Origin of the sequence: Nocardioides sp. S-1144, from assembly GCF_005954645.2 — a bacterium.
Taxonomy (GTDB): Bacteria; Actinomycetota; Actinomycetes; order Propionibacteriales; family Nocardioidaceae; genus Nocardioides; species Nocardioides dongxiaopingii.
The window spans coordinates 3,840,566-3,856,611 of record NZ_CP040695.2; the positions used below are offsets into that span (position 1 = coordinate 3,840,566).

Sequence of the window (16,046 nt, forward strand, 5' to 3'; positions counted from 1 at the left end):
TCGGACGTGCTCGGTGTGGCGGGGATGCCGTGCTGCGACAGGCCTCGACGAGGCCGTGGTGGAACGGTCAGCGGGTGCCGTTGGCGGCGAACCCGGCGACCTCGGCGGCGTTCTCCTTCGTGACGAAGGCCGGGCCGGAGTTGATCGGCTGGCCGCCGCCCACGTCGTTGCCGTTGATCGACTTGAGGTAGAGCGTGGTGACGCCGAGGAAGCCCTGGACGTAGGGCTGCTGGTCGACGGCGAAGAGGATGGATCCGTCCTCGACGCCGGCGACGACGTCCTCGTTGAGGTCGAAGGTCGCGACCTGCGCCTCGGAGCCGGACTCCTCGACCGCACCGACCGCGTCGATGGCGTACTGGCCGCCGAGGGTGAGCACCCCGTCGATGTCGGGCTCGGCCTGGAGCTTGGAGGTGATGCTGGCCTGCACCGCGCTGTCGTCGGTGCCGTCGACCTGGAGGTTCTCCATGTCGCCGTCGAAGCTGTCCGCGGCTGCGGCGCACCGCTCCTCGAGCCCCACGTTGCCGGCCTCCTGGATCACGCAGATGGCCTTGGTCAGGCCGTCCTCGTTCAGCTGCTCGCCCACCGCCGCGCCGGCGATGGTCTCGCTCTGCCCGATGTGGGTGATCGCGCCGAACTCGGCGAACCGGTCGACGCCGGAGTTGATGGTGACCACGGGGATGCCCGCGGCGACCGCGTCCTTGATGCTGGTCTCGAGGCCGTCGGGGTTGGCCATCGAGACCACGATCCCGTCGACCTCGTCGGCGACGGCGCCGTCGATCAGCTGGGCCTGCTTGGCCGGGTCGGGGTCCGAGGAGTAGTTGACCGAGACGCCGTAGTCGGTCCCGGCCTTCTCGGCACCGGACTTCACCCGGTCCCAGAAGGCGTCGCCCGAGGAGCTGTGGGTGATCACCGCGTAGGTGAGGTCGCTGGACGCGACCTCCTCCTGCTTCTCCTCGTCGCCCGTGCCGCTGCACGCGGCCAGGGTCGTGGCGGCCAGCGCGAGCGCGGCCACCGTGGTGAGCTTCTTCATGTGGTGCTTCCTTCTCCTCGGTCCCGGCGTCACTGTGCCGTCGGGAAGTTGAGCTGGGCGAGCGACTCCTCGCTCACGTGGGGCCACCGCGTGGTGACCACCTTGGCCTGCGTGTAGAACCGGACCCCCTCGGGCCCGTGCATGTGGTGGTCGCCGAACATCGAGTCCTTCCACCCGCCGAACGAGTGGAAGGCCATCGGGACCGGGACCGGGACGTTCACCCCGATCATGCCGACCTTGACGCGTCTCTGGAAGGAGCGACCCACCTCACCCGACGACGTGAACACCGCGGTGCCGTTGCCGAAGGGGTTGGCGTTGATCAGCTCGATCGCCTCGTCGAGGGTCGCCACGCGCAGGACGGTGAGCAGCGGACCGAAGATCTCGTCGGTGTAGACCGACATCTCGGTGGTGGCGTGGTCGACCAGGGTGGGGCCGACGAAGAAGCCGCCCTCGTGGCCCTCGACCACCAGGTCGCGGCCGTCGACGACGACCTTCGCGCCGGCGTCCTCGGCCTGGCCGACGAAGTCGACGATCCGGTCGCGGGAGGCGCGGGTGATGACCGGGCCCATGTCGACGCCGGCCCGGCTGCCCGGGCCGACGGTCAGGTCGACGGTGCGCTCGCGGATCTTGTCGACGAGGGTGTCGGCGGCCGGGCCCACCGCGACGACGGCCGAGATCGCCATGCAGCGCTGCCCGGCGGAGCCGTAGCCGGCCGCGACGATGTGGTCGGCGGCGAAGTCGAGGTCGGCGTCGGGCATCACGACGGCGTGGTTCTTCGCGCCGCCGAGGGCCTGCACCCGCTTGCCGGTGCGGCTTGCGCCCTCGTGGACGTGGCGGGCGATCGGCGTGGAGCCGACGAACGAGACCGCGTCGACGTCGGGGTGCTCGAGCAGCGCGTCGACCGCGACCTTGTCGCCGTGCACGACGTTGAAGACGCCGTCGGGCAGGCCGGCCTGCTGGTAGAGGCGGGCGACGAGGTCGGAGGCGCCGGGCACGCGCTCGGACGGCTTGAGCACGAAGGTGTTGCCGCAGGCGATCGCGACCGGGTGCATCCACAGCGGCACCATGATCGGGAAGTTGAACGGCGTGATGCCGGCGACGACGCCGAGCGGCTGCCGGAACGAGTGGGAGTCGACGCCGGCCGAGACCTGGTCGTTGAAGTCGCCCTTGAGCAGCTGCGGGATGCCGCACGCGAACTCGACGACCTCGCGGCCGCGGACCACCTCGCCGCGGGCGTCGTCGAGGGTCTTGCCGTGCTCGGCGGAGATGACCGCGGCCAGCTCGTCCTCGTGCTGCACCAGCAGCTCGCGGAAGGTGAACATCACCCGCGAGCGGGCGGTCACCGACGTCTCGGACCAGGTGGTGGCGGCGGCGCGGGCGGCGGCCACGGCGGCGTCGACGTCGGCGACGCCGGCCAGGCGGACCCGGCTGCGCGCCTGCCCGGTGGCCGGGTCGAAGACGTCACCGAGGCGCTGCTGGTCCGTGCCCGCGGTGGGCCGGCCGTCGATCCAGTGGTCGTGGACGGGGAGGTCGCTCATGAGGGGTCCTTCGGCAGGGAGGCCCGGTCGCGCCCGGTGGTGGGTGCCGGGGCCGGGGTCAGGTGGTGGCGCTGGTCGGTCTTGTGCTTCTCGTAGGCCGCCCGCGCCTCCTGGGTGGAGGCGAGCTCGGAGACCTCGGCGACCGGCACGTCCCACCAGGCGGGGCTGTCGGGCGCGGGCACGAGCGGGTCGGTCTCGACGTGGATGACGGTGGTGCGGGTCGACGCCCGCGCGGCGAGGACGGCCTCGCGCAGCTCCTCGATCGTCGCCGCGCGCAGCACGTCGGCGCCGAGGCTGGCGGCGTTCGCGGCCAGGTCGACCGGCAGCAGGTCGCCGTCGAGCCCGGACGCCGTGCGCCGGCGGTAGCGGGTGCCGAAGCGCTGCGAGCCGAGCGACTCCGACAGCGCGCCGATGGAGGCGAAGCCGTGGTTCTGCACCAGGACGACGATGAGCTTGACGCCCTCGGCGACGGCGGTGACCAGCTCGCTGCTCATCATCAGCCAGGAGCCGTCGCCGACCATGACCACGACGTCGCGGTCGTCGGCCAGGCCGGCCTCGACCTCGTCGAGCGCGGCCATCTTGACGCCGAGGCCGCCGGCCACCTCGTAGCCCATGCAGGAGAACCCGTACTCGACGTGGTAGCCCTTGCGATCACGGGTGCGCCACAGCTTGTGGAGGTCGCCGGGCATGGAGCCGGCCGCGCAGACCACGACGTCGCGCGGGTCGGTGGTCTCGTTGACGACGCCGATCACCTGCGACTGCACGAGCCGGCCGTCGGTGGCGGGCGCCGGTCCGGTGTAGGCGGCCTCGACGACCCGGTCCCACTCCTGGGCGAGCGCGGTGGCCCGGGCGGTGTGCTCCGCGGGCGCCGTCCAGCCGTCGAGGCCCGCGGTGAGCGCGACGAGCGCCTCGCGGGCGTCGGCCACGACGGAGGTGGCCGAGAGCTTGTGGGCGTCGAAGGCCGAGACGTTGACGTTGACGAACCGCGCGCCCTCGGCGAAGACGGTGCGGGAGGCGGTGGTGAAGTCGCTGTAGCGGGTGCCGATCCCGATGACGACGTCGGCGTCGTTCGCGAGCGCGTCGGCGGCCGTGGTGCCCGTGGCCCCGATCGCGCCGAGGGCCTGCGGGTGGTCGTGGGGCAGCGAGCCCTTCCCGGCCTGGGTCTCGGCGACGGGGACGCCGCTCGCCTCGGCGAAGGCGCGCAGGGCGGCGTCCGCACCGCTGTAGAGCACGCCGCCGCCGGCGACCACGAGCGGACGACGCGCGCCGCGGACCACGTCGAGGGCGCGCTGGAGGGCGGCCGGCTCGGGCACCGGGCGCGCCAGGTGCCAGGTGCGCTCGGCGAAGAGCTCGTCGGGCCAGTCGTGCGCCTCGGCCTGCACGTCCTGCGGCAGCGCGATCGTGACGGCGCCGGTCAGGGCCGGGTCGACGAGCACGCGGGTGGCACCGAGCAGCGCCGAGGCGAGCTGCTCGGGGCGGTCGACGCGGTCGAAGTAGGCCGAGACCGGACGGAACGCGTCGTTGACCGACACGTCGCCGGCGGACGGGGACTCGAGCTCCTGGAGCACCGGCTGGGCGACGCGGGTGGCGAAGGTGTCGCCCGGGAGCAGCAGCACCGGGAGCCGGTTGATCGTGGCGAGCGCGGCACCGGTGAGCATGTTGGTGGCACCGGGGCCGACGGAGGCGGTGACGGCCATCGCCGCGGTGCGGTCGCGGTGCCGGGCGTAGCCGACCGCGGCGTGCACCATCGCCTGCTCGTTGCGGCCCTGGAGGTAGCGCAGCCGTCCACCGGCGACCTCGTGCTGGAGGAGGGCCTGGCCGACGCCGGCGACGTTGCCGTGGCCGAAGATGCCCCAGCAGCCGGTGAAGAACGGCGTCCGGACGCCGTCGCGCTCGACGTGCTGCGCCTCCAGGAAGCGCACGAGCGCCTGGGCGACGGTGAGTCGGGTGGTCATCGGGTCTCCTTCCCGAAGGGCAGCCGGGGGTCGATCTCCTCCTGCGCCCACGCGTCGCGGACCCAGGTGTGGGCGGGGTCGTCGCAGATCCGCCAGGCCCGCTCGGCACCGGGGCCGGCCATCACGTTGAGGTAGTACAGGTCGTAGCCGGGGGCGGCGACCGAGGGACCGTGCCAGCCGTGCGGCACCAGCACGGTGTCGCCGGTGCGCACCTCGGTGGTCACGTCGATCTCGGCGTCCGCGTGGCCGTAGACCCGCTGGAACCCGAGGCCGGGGCCGGCGCCGTCGGGCCCGGCCGCGACCTCGAAGTAGTAGATCTCCTCCAGCCGGGTCTCGCCGCCGCCGTCCTCGACGGGGCGCTCCTCGTCGTGCTTGTGCGGCGGCCACGACGACCAGTTGCCGCCGGGCGTGAGCACCTCGCAGGCGATGACCCGGTCGGCGTCGAGCACGCCGGGCACGCCGAAGTTGTGCACCTGGCGGCTGGCCCGCCCGGCGCCGCGCAGCTCGACCGGGACGTCGGCGGCGGGCAGGTGGACCGGGTCGAGGCGCCGCTCGCAGCGGGCGGCGCAGAGCGCGAAGCGGCCGCCCGCGGCGCTGGCGACGGTGACCTCGCCGTCCCGCGGCGCGTAGACGACGTCGCTCGGGCCGGCGAAGACCGAGGCCCGCCCGGCGAGCTCGAACGTGGTGCCGTCGACGGTGACGCTCGCCGAGCCGGCCAGGGCCAGGACGACGACCTCGCTGTCGCCGGTGGCGAAGGTGTGCTCGGCGCCGGCGTCGAGGGCGAGCACCCGCAGCCCGCTGTGGCCCCACCCGGCCCGCTCGGGGTCGATGTCGAGGGCCCACGGCCCGCGGGCGGACTCGCCGTCGCGGACCACCAGGCCGAGGCCGGAGGCAGGGGCGGGGAGGCTCACATCATCTCCACGGTCGCGTCGACGGCGGCCTCGACGTCGCCGCCGGGCGGGAAGAGCAGCGACCGGCCGACGACCATGCCGCGCACGACCGGGTTGGTCAGCGCCTTGCGCCAGCTCGCGAGCTGGGCGTCCTGGTCGGCGCCGACCTCGCCGCCGAGCAGCAGCACCGGCAGCGTGGTGGCGGCGAGCACCGGCTCCATGTCGTCGATCACCGGCAGCTTGAGCCAGGTGTGGGCCGACGTCGGCGCCAGCCCCGCGGCGACGGTCGCCGAGCGCACGACGGCCTCGGCGGTGAGCAGGTTGCGCACCCGGCCGCCGGGCCCGGCCGGCTCGCGGTAGGAGAGGAAGGGCTCGACCATCGCCATCAGGCCGCGCTCGGCCAGCTGGCCGACCGCCTGCGCGCAGGCCTCCATGGTCCGGACCGTCGCGGGGTCGTCGGGGTCGATGCGCATCAGCATCTTGCCGCCCTGGTAGCCGGCGGCGGCGATCCCCGCGGCGTCGTGACCGGTGAACCGGTCGTCCATCTCGAACACGCTGCCGGCCAGGCCGCCGCGGTTCATCGAGCCGATCACGACCTTGTCGTCGAGGGCACCGAGCAGCAGCAGGTCCTCCAGGACGTCGGAGGTGCCGAGGACGCCGTCGACACCGGGCCGGGCGAGGGCACGGACCATCCGGTCGAGCAGCTCGAGCCGGTTGCCCATGGCGAGCGGGTCGTCGCCGGCCCGCAGCGCGCCCCGGGCCGGGTGGTCGGCGGCGATCAGCATCAGCCGCCCGGTGGGGCCGACGAGGCCCGCCGGCCTGCGCCGGGCCGCGGCGAGCGCGGCGATCCGTCCGGGGTCGCCGACCCGCGTCTCGACGATGCGTCGGACGTCGTCGGGCGTGACGCTCGTGGGGGCAGTCATGAGAGGTACTCCGTGAGCTCGGTGAGGGTGGGCATCGCGTCGGCGCAGGAGAGCTGCCCGGCCACGTAGGAGCCGGCACCGTTCGCGAGGGTGAGGGTGTCACGGAGGCCGAGCCCCGTGAGCAGCCCGTGCACGAGGGCGCCGCCGAAGGCGTCGCCCGCGCCGAGGCCGTTGACGACGTCGACCGGGACGGGGGGGACGACGACCTGCTCGACACGGCCGTCGGGGTGGCGGCGGCTGCCGAGCACGCCGTCGGGTCCCTGCTTGACGACGGCGAGGTCGACGCCGGCGGCGTGCAGGGCGGCCGCGGCGGCCCGCGGCTCGCTCTCGCCGACCGCGACCCGGCACTCCTCGCGGTTGCCGACCGCGACCGTGGCGTGCGGCAGCGCCCGGGCGATGGCGGCGGTGGCCTCGGCCTCGGTGTCCCAGAACATCGGGCGGTAGTCGAGGTCGAGCACGGTGGCGGCGACCCGACCGCCCGCCGGCCGGGTCGACCGGGCGGCGAGGGCGGTGAGGTGCGCGTCGCGGCTGGGCTGGCGCGACAGGCCGGTGACCGTCGTCCAGAAGACCTCGGCCGCGGCGATCGCGTCGAGGTCGAGCTCGTCGGCGTGGATCTCGAGGTCGGGGGCGGTCGGGAAGCGGTAGAAGTAGAGCGGGAAGTCGTCGGGCGGGAAGATCTCGCAGAACACGACCGGGGTGGGCAGGTGGTCGACCGCGGTGACCCAGCGGTCGTCGACGCCGAAGCCGCGGAGCGCGCGGTGCACGAACCGGCCGAACGGGTCCTCGCCGGTGCGGGTGATGGTCGCGGCGCGGTGACCGAGGCGGGAGGCCGCGACGGCGACGTTGGTCGAGCTGCCGCCGAGGTACTTGCCGAACGACGTCACGTCCTCGAGCGGGACGCCGACCTGCAGCGGGTAGAGGTCGACGCCGACGCGGCCCATCGTCACCAGCTCGAACGGCGTGGGGTCGGTCGTGGGGCCGGTCGTGGGATCGGGGTCGCTCACGCGCGCGCCGTCCTCTCGAGCGCGGCCTCGACGTAGGCCAGGCAGCGGCGCACGTCGGCGACCGGGCCCTCGCCCTCGGGCTCGCCGCTGAGCATCAGGTCCTGCTCGAGCACGTACCAGCCCCGGTAGCCGGCGCCCTCGAGCGCCTCGATCATCGCGAGCACGTCGACCGAGCCCTCGCCGAGCACGGTCCACAGCCCCTCGCGGACCGCGTCGGAGAAGGTGATCTCGCCGGCCAGCACGCGGGCGGCCTGCGCGGCGTCGACGTCCTTGAGGTGCACGTGGCCGACGCGTGCGGTGTGGGCCAGGGTGATCGCGACCGGGTCGGCGCCGGCGGCGACGAGGTGGCCGGTGTCGACGCAGAGCCCGATGTGCGAGCCGTCGAGCACCCGCTGCACGTCGTCGGCGTCCTCGACCATCGTGCCCATGTGGGGGTGCACGACGGCGACGACGCCACGCGCCTCGGCGTGGTCGGCGAGGCGGTCGAGGTTGGCGAGCAGGGTCTTCCACTGCACGTCGTCGAGGACTGGGCGGGCGTCGTAGCCGTCCCGGCCGGTGGTCGCGGCCAGCACCACGGTCGAGGCGCCGGCGGCCAGGCAGGCGTCGATGAAGGCGTCGACCTCGGGCAGCGGGTCGTGGCCGACGTCGTGGAGCAGCACCGGCACGAACCCACCGACCGCCTGCAGCCCGAAGCCCCCGAGGACGGCGGCCCTGGCCTGCGGCTCGTCGGGGAGGAACCCGTCGGGCCCGAACTCCGTGGCGCCCAGTCCCAGCTCGCGCATCTCCGACAGGACGCGGTCGGCGGGCAGCTGCAGGCCCCAGCCGGGCACCTCGCAGACGCCCCAGGAGATCGGGGCTCCGGCGATGCGGGAGGCGGGGCTGAGGGACATGCGGGACCTTCTCTCGGAGATGCCAAGCGGCGCGGTTTGTCGTGACATATGCTCGACCCAGCCGAGTGTGTCGACAGTCACACCACGCTGTCAAGCGTTTGTCCTGACATTAAATTGTCCTGACCTGGAGGGGTTACGATCCGCCCATGCCCGGCCGCCCCGCGATCACCCTCGACCGCTCCAGCCCGATCCCGTTGTACTTCCAGGTGGCCGAGCAGTTCGAGGAGGCGATCCTCTCCGGCACGATCGCGCCGGGCGACCGGATCGACAACGAGGTCGACCTCGCCCGCGACCTCGGCCTGTCCCGGCCGACGATGCGCCAGGCGATCCAGACCCTCGTCGACAAGGGGATGCTCGTGCGCAAGCGCGGCGTGGGCACCCAGGTCGTGCACGGCAAGGTCCGCCGCTCGGTCGAGCTGACCAGCCTCTACGACGACCTCACCCGCGCCGGCCAGGAGCCGCGCACCGAGATCCTGCACCTGCGCCGCTCCCCCGCCGACGAGGAGACCGCCCAGGAGCTCCAGGTCGCCGAGGGCGCCGAGGTCTGGTCGCTGGAGCGGCTGCGCTTCGTCGGCGACGAGCCCCTCGCGCTGATGTGCAACTACCTCCCGATCGGCCTGGTCGACCTCGACGGCGCCGACCTGGAGCACGACGGCCTCTACGCGACGCTGCGCCGCTCGGGGATCCTCATCCGGGTCGCGCGGCAGCGCATCGGGTGCCGGCGCGCCACCACCGCGGAGGCCACCCGGCTCGGCGAGCGCCGCGGCTCCCCGCTGCTGACCATGCAGCGCACGGCCTACGACGACGCCGGCCAGGCCGTCGAGTTCGGCCGGCACGCCTACCGGCCCGAGCTCTACTCGTTCGACCTGACGCTCGTCGAGCGCTGAGCGCGGCGACGCCCCTGGCGTCGTCCGCGCCGGGCGTACCGGCTTTCCACACTGTTTGCTGTAAGTTTATCTCCTCACTCGTATATGGGACTTCCCCCGTGCCCCGCGACCCAGGAGTCACCGATGACCAGCACCCTCGAGCACCGCGACCTCGCCCCGACCCGCCCGGCCACCCGCGCGACCTCCGCCCCCGGCGTCGAGGTGCACCAGCTCGGCGCGCGGATCGGCGCCCGCATCGACGGCGTCCGCCTCGGGGGCGACCTCGACGCCGGCACCGTGGCCGAGGTCCGGGCGGCGCTGCTGCGGCACAAGGTCGTCTTCTTCCGCGGCCAGGACCACCTCGACGACGACAGCCACCAGGCCTTCGCCGAGCGGATGGGCCCGCTCACCACCGCGCACCCGACGGTCAACACCGGGAGCAAGCGGATCTTCAAGGTCACCGCCGACAAGGGCATGGCCGCGAACGCCTGGCACACCGACGTCACCTTCGTCGACCGGGTGCCGGCGATCAGCGTGCTGCGCGCGATCCACCTCCCGCCGTACGGCGGCAACACGGTCTGGGCCAACACGGTCGCGGCCTACGAGGCGCTCACGCCGTCGCTCCGGGCCCTGGTCGAGGACCTGTGGGCGGTGCACACCAACAGCTACGACTACGCCCAGCGCGACGAGGAGTCCGAGGAGCCGGACGCCAACTACAGCCGCGCCGACTTCGCCGCCCAGCTCTTCGAGACCGAGCACCCCGTCGTGCGCGTGCACCCCGAGACCGGCGAGCGCTCGCTGACGCTCGGCCACTTCGTCAAGCACTTCACCGGCCTGAACTCCGCCGAGTCGACCGCCATCTTCACGCTGCTGCAGAACCGGATCACCAAGCTCGAGAACACCCTGCGCTGGGTCTGGCAGCCCGGGGACGTCGCCATGTGGGACAACCGCGCCACCCAGCACTACGCCGTCGCCGACTTCGGCACGCAGTACCGCGAGATGCGCCGGATCACCGTCGCCGGCGACGTCCCGGTCAGCATCGGCGGCGAGCGCAGCCGGGTGCTGCGCGGCGACGCCGAGGCCTACTCGCGCCTCGACGAGCTCATCTCCTGACCGGTCCGCGGCCCGGGCGGCCCGCGCCGCTCAGGAGCCGCCGGCCACCTTCGCCAGCCGCAGCCAGGTCGGGACGACGGTGTCGGGGTTGAGCGACATCGACTCGATGCCCCGCTCGAGCAGCCACTCGGCGAGCTCGGGGTGGTCCGAGGGCCCCTGGCCGCAGATGCCGACGTACTTGCCCTGGGCGCGGCAGGCGGTGATGGCGAGGTCGAGCATGTGCAGCACGGCCGGGTCGCGCTCGTCGAAGCCCTCGGAGACCAGCGCCGAGTCGCGGTCGAGGCCGAGGGTCAGCTGCGTCATGTCGTTGGAGCCGATCGAGAAGCCGTCGAAGTGCTCGAGGAACTGCTCGGCGATCACGGCGTTCGACGGGACCTCGCACATCATCACGACCTTGAGGTCGTTCTCGCCCCGGACCAGGCCGTGCTGGGCCAGCAGGTCGATGACGCCGCGCGCCTCCCTGACGGTGCGGACGAACGGGATCATCACCCAGATGTTCGTCAGGCCCATCTCCTCGCGCACGTGCTTGATGGCCTCGCACTCCATCGTGAAGCACTCCGCGAAGTCCGGCGACAGGTACCGCGCGGCGCCGCGGTAGCCGATCATCGGGTTCTCCTCGTGCGGCTCGTAGAGCTCCCCGCCGACGAGGTTGGCGTACTCGTTGGACTTGAAGTCCGACATCCGCACGATCACCGGGTACGGCGCGAACGCGGCGCCGAGCATGCTGATCCCCTCCGCGACGCGCTGCACGAAGAACTCGCGCGGGCCGGGGTAGGCCGCGATCGTCTCGGAGATCTCCTGGCGCAGGTCCGCGTCGAGGGAGTCGGGGTCGCGGGCCAGGTCGAGCAGCGCCTTCGGGTGGATGCCGATCTGGCGGTTGATGATGAACTCGAGCCGGGCCAGGCCGACCCCCCGGTGCGGCAGCTGCGCGAACGAGAAGGCCTGCTCGGGCGTCCCGACGTTCATCATGATCTTCACCGGCAGGTCGGGCATCTCCGAGAGCTCGGTGCGTTCGACGGTGAAGTCGAGGATGCCGTCGTAGACCAGGCCGGTGTCGCCCTCGGCGCAGGACACGGTGACCTCGCGACCGTCGGCGAGCTCCTTGGTGCCGTTGCCCGACCCGACGACGGCGGGGATGCCGAGCTCGCGGGCGATGATCGCGGCGTGGCAGGTGCGCCCGCCGCGGTTGGTGACGATGGCCGAGGCGCGCTTCATGATCGGCTCCCAGTCGGGGTCGGTCATGTCGGCGACGAGCACCTCGCCCTCACAGAACTCGTGCATCTGCTCGACGGTGCGCAGCACGCGCACGGGTCCGGCGCCGATCTTCTGCCCGATCGCGCGCCCCTCGACGAGCACCGGTCCGGACTCGTCCATGGCGAACCGCTCGAGCGCGCCACCGCGGCGCGACTCGACGGTCTCGGGCCGGGCCTGGAGCACGTAGAGCCGGCCGTCGACGCCGTCCTTGCCCCACTCGATGTCCATCGGGCGGCCGTAGTGGTCCTCGATGACCAGGGCGTGCCGGGCCAGCTCCTCGACCTCGGCGTCGGTGAGGCTGAGCAGCCGGCTGTCGGCGGGCTCGACGTCGACGAACTCGGTGGTGCGCCCGACCGTCTCGTCGGCGGTGTAGACCATCTTGGTCGCCTTGCCGCCGACGCCGCGCTTGAGCACGGCGGGCCGCCCGGCGCGCAGCGCGGGCTTGTAGACGTAGAACTCGTCGGGGTTCACCGCACCCTGGACGACGCCCTCCCCCAGCCCGTAGGCGGAGGTGATGAAGACGGCGTCGCGGAAGCCGGACTCGGTGTCCATGGTGAACATGACGCCCGAGGAGCCGATGTCGGAGCGCACCATCCGCTGCACGCCGGCCGACAGCCCGACGTCGTCGTGGGCGAAGCCGTGGTGCACCCGGTAGGCGATCGCGCGGTCGTTGTAGAGGGAGGCGAAGACCTCGCGGATCGCGTGCAGCACCGCGTCGATGCCGCGCACGTTGAGGAACGTCTCCTGCTGGCCGGCGAACGAGGCGTCGGGCAGGTCCTCGGCGGTCGCCGAGGAGCGCACCGCGAACGACGCGGTGCCGTCGGGGCCACCGGAGTCGGCGACGAGCTGGTCGTAGGCCGCGCGGACCTCGGCCTCGAGGTCCTCCGGGAACGGCTGTCCGACGACGGCACCGCGGATCTCGGCGCCCACCTCCGCGAGCCGGCGGACGTCGTCGGTGTCGAGCCCGTCGAGCAGCCCGGAGATCCGCTCGGCCAGCCCCCCGCTGCCGTCGACGTCGGTGGCGATGAAGCGGTGGAAGGCGTCGGCCGTCGTCGCGAACCCGTCGGGCACCCGGACGCCGAGGTCGGTCAGGTGCGACACCATCTCGCCGAGCGAGGCGTTCTTCCCGCCGACCTGCTCCAGGTCGCCCAGGCCGAGGGTGGAGAACCACCGGACGTTGACCGGTCCGCCGGTCGGTCCACCGGTCGATCCACCGGCGTCGGTGCTGGTGCTGTCGTTCACGAGGTGCCTCCTGGTGTCCGCGTCGCCCGGGCCGCCTGTCGGCTCGGGACACCGCCGTTCTTCTTGAGGGTCTGCAGGATCAGCGCCGCCATCTCCTCGACCGACTTCGTCGAGGAGTCGATCGCCGGGACGCGGTGGGCCGCGAAGAGGTCCTTGGCGCGGCGCAGCTCCCACCGGCACTGCGAGGGCTCGGCGTACCTCGAGCCGGGACGTCGCTCGTTGCGGACCCGGCTGAGCCGGTCGACGGTGGTGAGGATGCCGAAGCACCGGTCGGCGTGGTCGCGGACCGGCTGCGGCAGGCGGGTGTCCTCGAGGTCCTCCTCGACGAGCGGGTAGTTGGCGACGAAGAGCCCGTGCTGCAGCGCGAGGTACATGCTGGTCGGCGTCTTGCCGCAGCGCGACGGCGCCAGCAGGATCACGTCGGCCCGGTCGAGGGCGCGCACGCTCTGCCCGTCGTCGTGCTCGATGGTGAACTCCACGGCGGCCATCCGGGTGTTGTAGCGCTTGATGTCGCCGACGCCGTGCAGCCGGGCGACCTCACGGACGCCGCGCTGGCCCAGGATGCCCTCGACCCGCTCCATGTGCATGTCGAAGAAGTCGACGATCGGCGCGCGGGTGCGGGCCAGCTCGGCCCGGATCGCGTCCTCGGCCGCGGTGGTGAACGCCAGCGGTGCCACCGGTCCGTCCATCGCGGCGTCGAGCATGGCCACGACCTCGCGGGCCCGCTCCAGCGTCGTGATGAACGGGATGGTGGTCCGCTCGAAGACGAGGTCGGGGAACTGCAGCAGCAGCGCGTTGCCCATCGTCTCGGCGCTGATCCCGGTCGAGTCGGACAGGAAGAACACCGGGACGACGCCCGCTCCGGCACCGGACTCGCTCACCATGGGCCCACTCTGCTGCACGCGGGGTCGAAGCGCGATCCCCTCCGCCCCACCGATCCGTCAGCGGTCCGCCGACCGGTCCGTCAGCCCGCCCGGGCCGCCCGGGTCGCGGTGCGCACCAGCCGTCGCAGGCCGGCCTCCATCGACTCCCGGTCGGCGGTCCCGCCGTAGTCGGAGTACTCCACCCACACGGCCAGGTTGTCCACGACGGTGGCGACCGACCAGACCAGGTAGTCGGTGCCGTCGCGGTCGACGTAGCGCCGGACGGCGACGACGTCCCCGGGGAGGCCGGCGACGTCGCGCCCGGCCCCCGAGCGACCGGACCCGAGCATGGCGGCGACGGTCGCCGCGCGGTCGGTCGCGGCGGTGCCGTCGAGCCCGCCGCGCACGGCGTCCACCACGACGACGACCTCACCGAGGTCCCCCGTCGACCACGAGCAGGTCCGCTGCTCGTCGCCGAGACCGCCGGACTCCAGCGGCAGCTCCGGGTGCAGGTCGGCGACGACCGGGGCGAGCTCGCCGCAGATCTCGCCCACCCGGGCGACCGGCCCGTCGGCCCCGCGGGTGGGCAGGTCCACCTCGGCCCCGAGGGAGCGGAGCACGTCGAGGGTGGCCACGTAGGTCGCGTCCTGGAGCCGCCCGTAGGGCGTCAGCGCGCCGGCCAGGCTCTCGATCTGCAGGCTCTGGTCGGCCTCGACGACCACGACGACGTTGTGCCAGCGGGTGATCAGCTCGGCGCCGTAGCCGTCGAAGGAGTTGCCACCCCCGGCGGAGAAGGTGCCCCAGGACTCCTCCCCGACCGTCGCCTCCGGGGGCAGCAGCGGGGGCGGCGTCTCGTCGGGGTCCAGCGGCTCCCCGTTCACGAGCCCGCGGGCGCCGTCGGCGAGCTCCTGCGCGGCCTCGGTCGCGGTCACGTCCACACCCGGCTCCCCGACGTCGACCCGCACCGAGAGGCCGAGGGTGCGGTAGGCCGGCTGGCGGTCACGGCGCCACCGGCAGTCCACCGGTGCCGGCCGGTCGCCCCAGCCCAGCCGGAGCAGGCGCGGCGCGCTGGCGCCGGCGGCCTCGCAGGCGCCGACCGCCTGCTCGGGCCGGACGTCGTCGTCGGCCCACGCCTCCACGCCCTCCCGGCTCGTCGGGGCCCGGTAGTCGCCGGACTCGCCCTCGGCCGGCAGCCGGTACGCGGCCCGCCCGACGACGAGGAGCCCGCCCGCGACCTGCATCCCGTTGAGGGTGCTGCCGTCGAGGCGGCCCAGCAGCTGCGGCTCGCCCGGCTCGTCGAGGTCGTAGGCCAGCACGTCGGTCGCGGCACCCACCGGCGCCGAGACCAGCAGCCGGTCCCCGTCGACCGCGGCGCCGGTCACGAACCCGCCGGGCGGCACCGGCGGTGCCAGGGTCCAGCGCTCCGCGCCGGTCGCGAGGTCGTAGGCGTGCAGGACCGAGGAGTCGGCGCTCTCGGGGTAGCGCCCCACGAGCAGGTCCCCGCTCCGTCCGAGGACCTCGAGCGACGGCTCGCGGAACAGCGACGACGGCGGCGTCTTGCCGACGTGGGCCCCCGGTTCCCCGTCCTCGCTCCACAGCCGCGTGGCGGGGCGGCCCTGGATGGTCGTCGTCAGGACGACCGGGTCGACCGCGACGACGTCGTGCACCTCGGCGTAGCGGTGGTCGCGCACCAGGTGGCTCCACAGCCGGCGGCCGCTGTCGGCGTCGTACAGGGCGATCGCGCCGGCCCCGGACTCCGCGGGGATCCAGCCGGTGCCCGTCTCGTCGACGGTGTCGTCGGGACCGAGCTCGTAGTCGAGCACCGCGACCCGGTCGCCGAGGATCGCGCTCTCGTTGCGGCACGCCGTGTCGCGCGGCACGAGGGAGTCGAGCACCCGACCGTCGTCGAGGGCGAACCGGCGCACCTCGCTGCAGAAGGTGGTGACCAGGACCGTGCGGTCGGTGACCGCGATGCCGTCCACCGAGTGGTACCGGTCCCGCTCACCGGGGGCCAGGTCGGGGTCGGTCGAGCCGAGCACCCGCTGCCACCGGACCGTGCCGGTCCGGACGTCGAGGGCCACGGCTCCCGCGCACGTGCGCCACCCGCGCTGCTGCACGAGCACGCCGACGACGCCGTCGGCGCCGACCGTGTCGGAGACCTGGCAGACCGTGCGGCCCCGCGGCGGCGTCCACCGCGACACCTCCTCGCCGGTGTCGCTCCGGACCGTCACCACGGCGGCGTCGCTGGCGAGGACGACCAGGTCGTCGGCCACGACGACCTGCCGCGGATCCCTGCCCCCGACGCTCCACGCCTCCTCGAGGGCGGGCGGCTCGGGGGTCACGGTCGGCGTGGACGTCTGCTGCGCCGCCGGCTCGTCGTCGGCACTGCACGCGACGAGGGTCGGAGCCAGCAGGAGGAGGGACACCGCGGCCAGGAGCCGGCGGGTCGGTCGGGGAGCCATGTCCCCGTCGTGCCCC

12 protein-coding genes are annotated in these 16,046 nt (G+C 73.6%); 2 read left to right on the top strand and 10 right to left on the bottom strand.

Features of this window, described 5'->3' with window-relative positions; all coding sequences use genetic code 11:
* Positions 1 to 67: 67 nt before the first annotated feature.
* From FE634_RS18140 to FE634_RS18170, 7 genes are read right to left on the bottom strand one after another with little or no spacing between them, the layout of a single operon-like run.
* Complete coding sequence (locus FE634_RS18140) at positions 68 to 1,030, bottom strand: sugar ABC transporter substrate-binding protein (protein ID WP_137295285.1); 963 nt, start codon at positions 1,028 to 1,030, stop codon at positions 68 to 70.
* A 29-nt stretch (positions 1,031 to 1,059) separates the two neighbouring features.
* Positions 1,060 to 2,568, bottom strand: coding sequence for a CoA-acylating methylmalonate-semialdehyde dehydrogenase (locus FE634_RS18145; protein ID WP_138876689.1), 1,509 nt, complete (start codon positions 2,566 to 2,568; stop codon positions 1,060 to 1,062).
* On the bottom strand, positions 2,565 to 4,523 hold the full coding sequence (iolD, locus tag FE634_RS18150) for a 3D-(3,5/4)-trihydroxycyclohexane-1,2-dione acylhydrolase (decyclizing) (RefSeq protein ID WP_148240844.1): 1,959 nt from the start codon (positions 4,521 to 4,523) through the stop codon (positions 2,565 to 2,567). The genes FE634_RS18145 and iolD overlap by 4 nt, the downstream gene beginning before the upstream one ends.
* Positions 4,520 to 5,434: a 5-deoxy-glucuronate isomerase gene (iolB, locus tag FE634_RS18155; protein ID WP_262347483.1), complete on the bottom strand. Its 915-nt coding sequence runs from the start codon at positions 5,432 to 5,434 to the stop codon at positions 4,520 to 4,522. Before iolB ends, iolD begins: the two co-directional genes overlap by 4 nt.
* Positions 5,431 to 6,336 carry a Cgl0159 family (beta/alpha)8-fold protein gene (locus tag FE634_RS18160; RefSeq protein ID WP_148240845.1) on the bottom strand — a complete coding sequence of 302 codons (906 nt, stop codon included), beginning with the start codon at positions 6,334 to 6,336 and terminating at the stop codon, positions 5,431 to 5,433. Before FE634_RS18160 ends, iolB begins: the two co-directional genes overlap by 4 nt.
* Positions 6,333 to 7,277, bottom strand: coding sequence for a 5-dehydro-2-deoxygluconokinase (iolC, locus tag FE634_RS18165; RefSeq protein ID WP_148241025.1), 945 nt, complete (start codon positions 7,275 to 7,277; stop codon positions 6,333 to 6,335). The genes FE634_RS18160 and iolC overlap by 4 nt, the downstream gene beginning before the upstream one ends.
* Before the next feature lie 59 nt (positions 7,278 to 7,336).
* Positions 7,337 to 8,230, bottom strand: a complete 894-nt coding sequence (locus tag FE634_RS18170) for a TIM barrel protein (protein WP_148240846.1) — start codon at positions 8,228 to 8,230, stop codon at positions 7,337 to 7,339.
* 146 nt (positions 8,231 to 8,376) lie between these two features.
* On the opposite strand from FE634_RS18170, the gene FE634_RS18175 reads away from it, so the two are divergent.
* Both FE634_RS18175 and FE634_RS18180 read left to right on the top strand, forming a co-directional pair.
* Positions 8,377 to 9,117 carry a GntR family transcriptional regulator gene (locus FE634_RS18175; protein ID WP_137295290.1) on the top strand — a complete coding sequence of 247 codons (741 nt, stop codon included), beginning with the start codon at positions 8,377 to 8,379 and terminating at the stop codon, positions 9,115 to 9,117.
* Positions 9,118 to 9,240: 123 nt separating this feature from the next.
* The gene (locus FE634_RS18180; RefSeq protein WP_138876691.1) at positions 9,241 to 10,209 is read left to right on the top strand and encodes a TauD/TfdA dioxygenase family protein; all 969 of its coding nucleotides are present in this window, start codon (positions 9,241 to 9,243) and stop codon (positions 10,207 to 10,209) included.
* Positions 10,210 to 10,239: 30 nt separating this feature from the next.
* On the opposite strand, the gene ppsA is transcribed toward FE634_RS18180, so the two are convergent.
* The 3 genes from ppsA to FE634_RS18195 form a co-directional block, all read right to left on the bottom strand.
* Complete coding sequence (gene ppsA / locus FE634_RS18185) at positions 10,240 to 12,705, bottom strand: phosphoenolpyruvate synthase (protein ID WP_138876692.1); 2,466 nt, start codon at positions 12,703 to 12,705, stop codon at positions 10,240 to 10,242.
* Positions 12,702 to 13,589, bottom strand: coding sequence for a pyruvate, water dikinase regulatory protein (locus FE634_RS18190; protein ID WP_138876693.1), 888 nt, complete (start codon positions 13,587 to 13,589; stop codon positions 12,702 to 12,704). The genes ppsA and FE634_RS18190 overlap by 4 nt, the downstream gene beginning before the upstream one ends.
* A gap of 80 nt (positions 13,590 to 13,669) precedes the next feature.
* Complete coding sequence (locus tag FE634_RS18195; protein WP_148240847.1) at positions 13,670 to 16,030, bottom strand: PQQ-binding-like beta-propeller repeat protein; 2,361 nt, start codon at positions 16,028 to 16,030, stop codon at positions 13,670 to 13,672.
* Positions 16,031 to 16,046 lie beyond the last annotated feature (16 nt).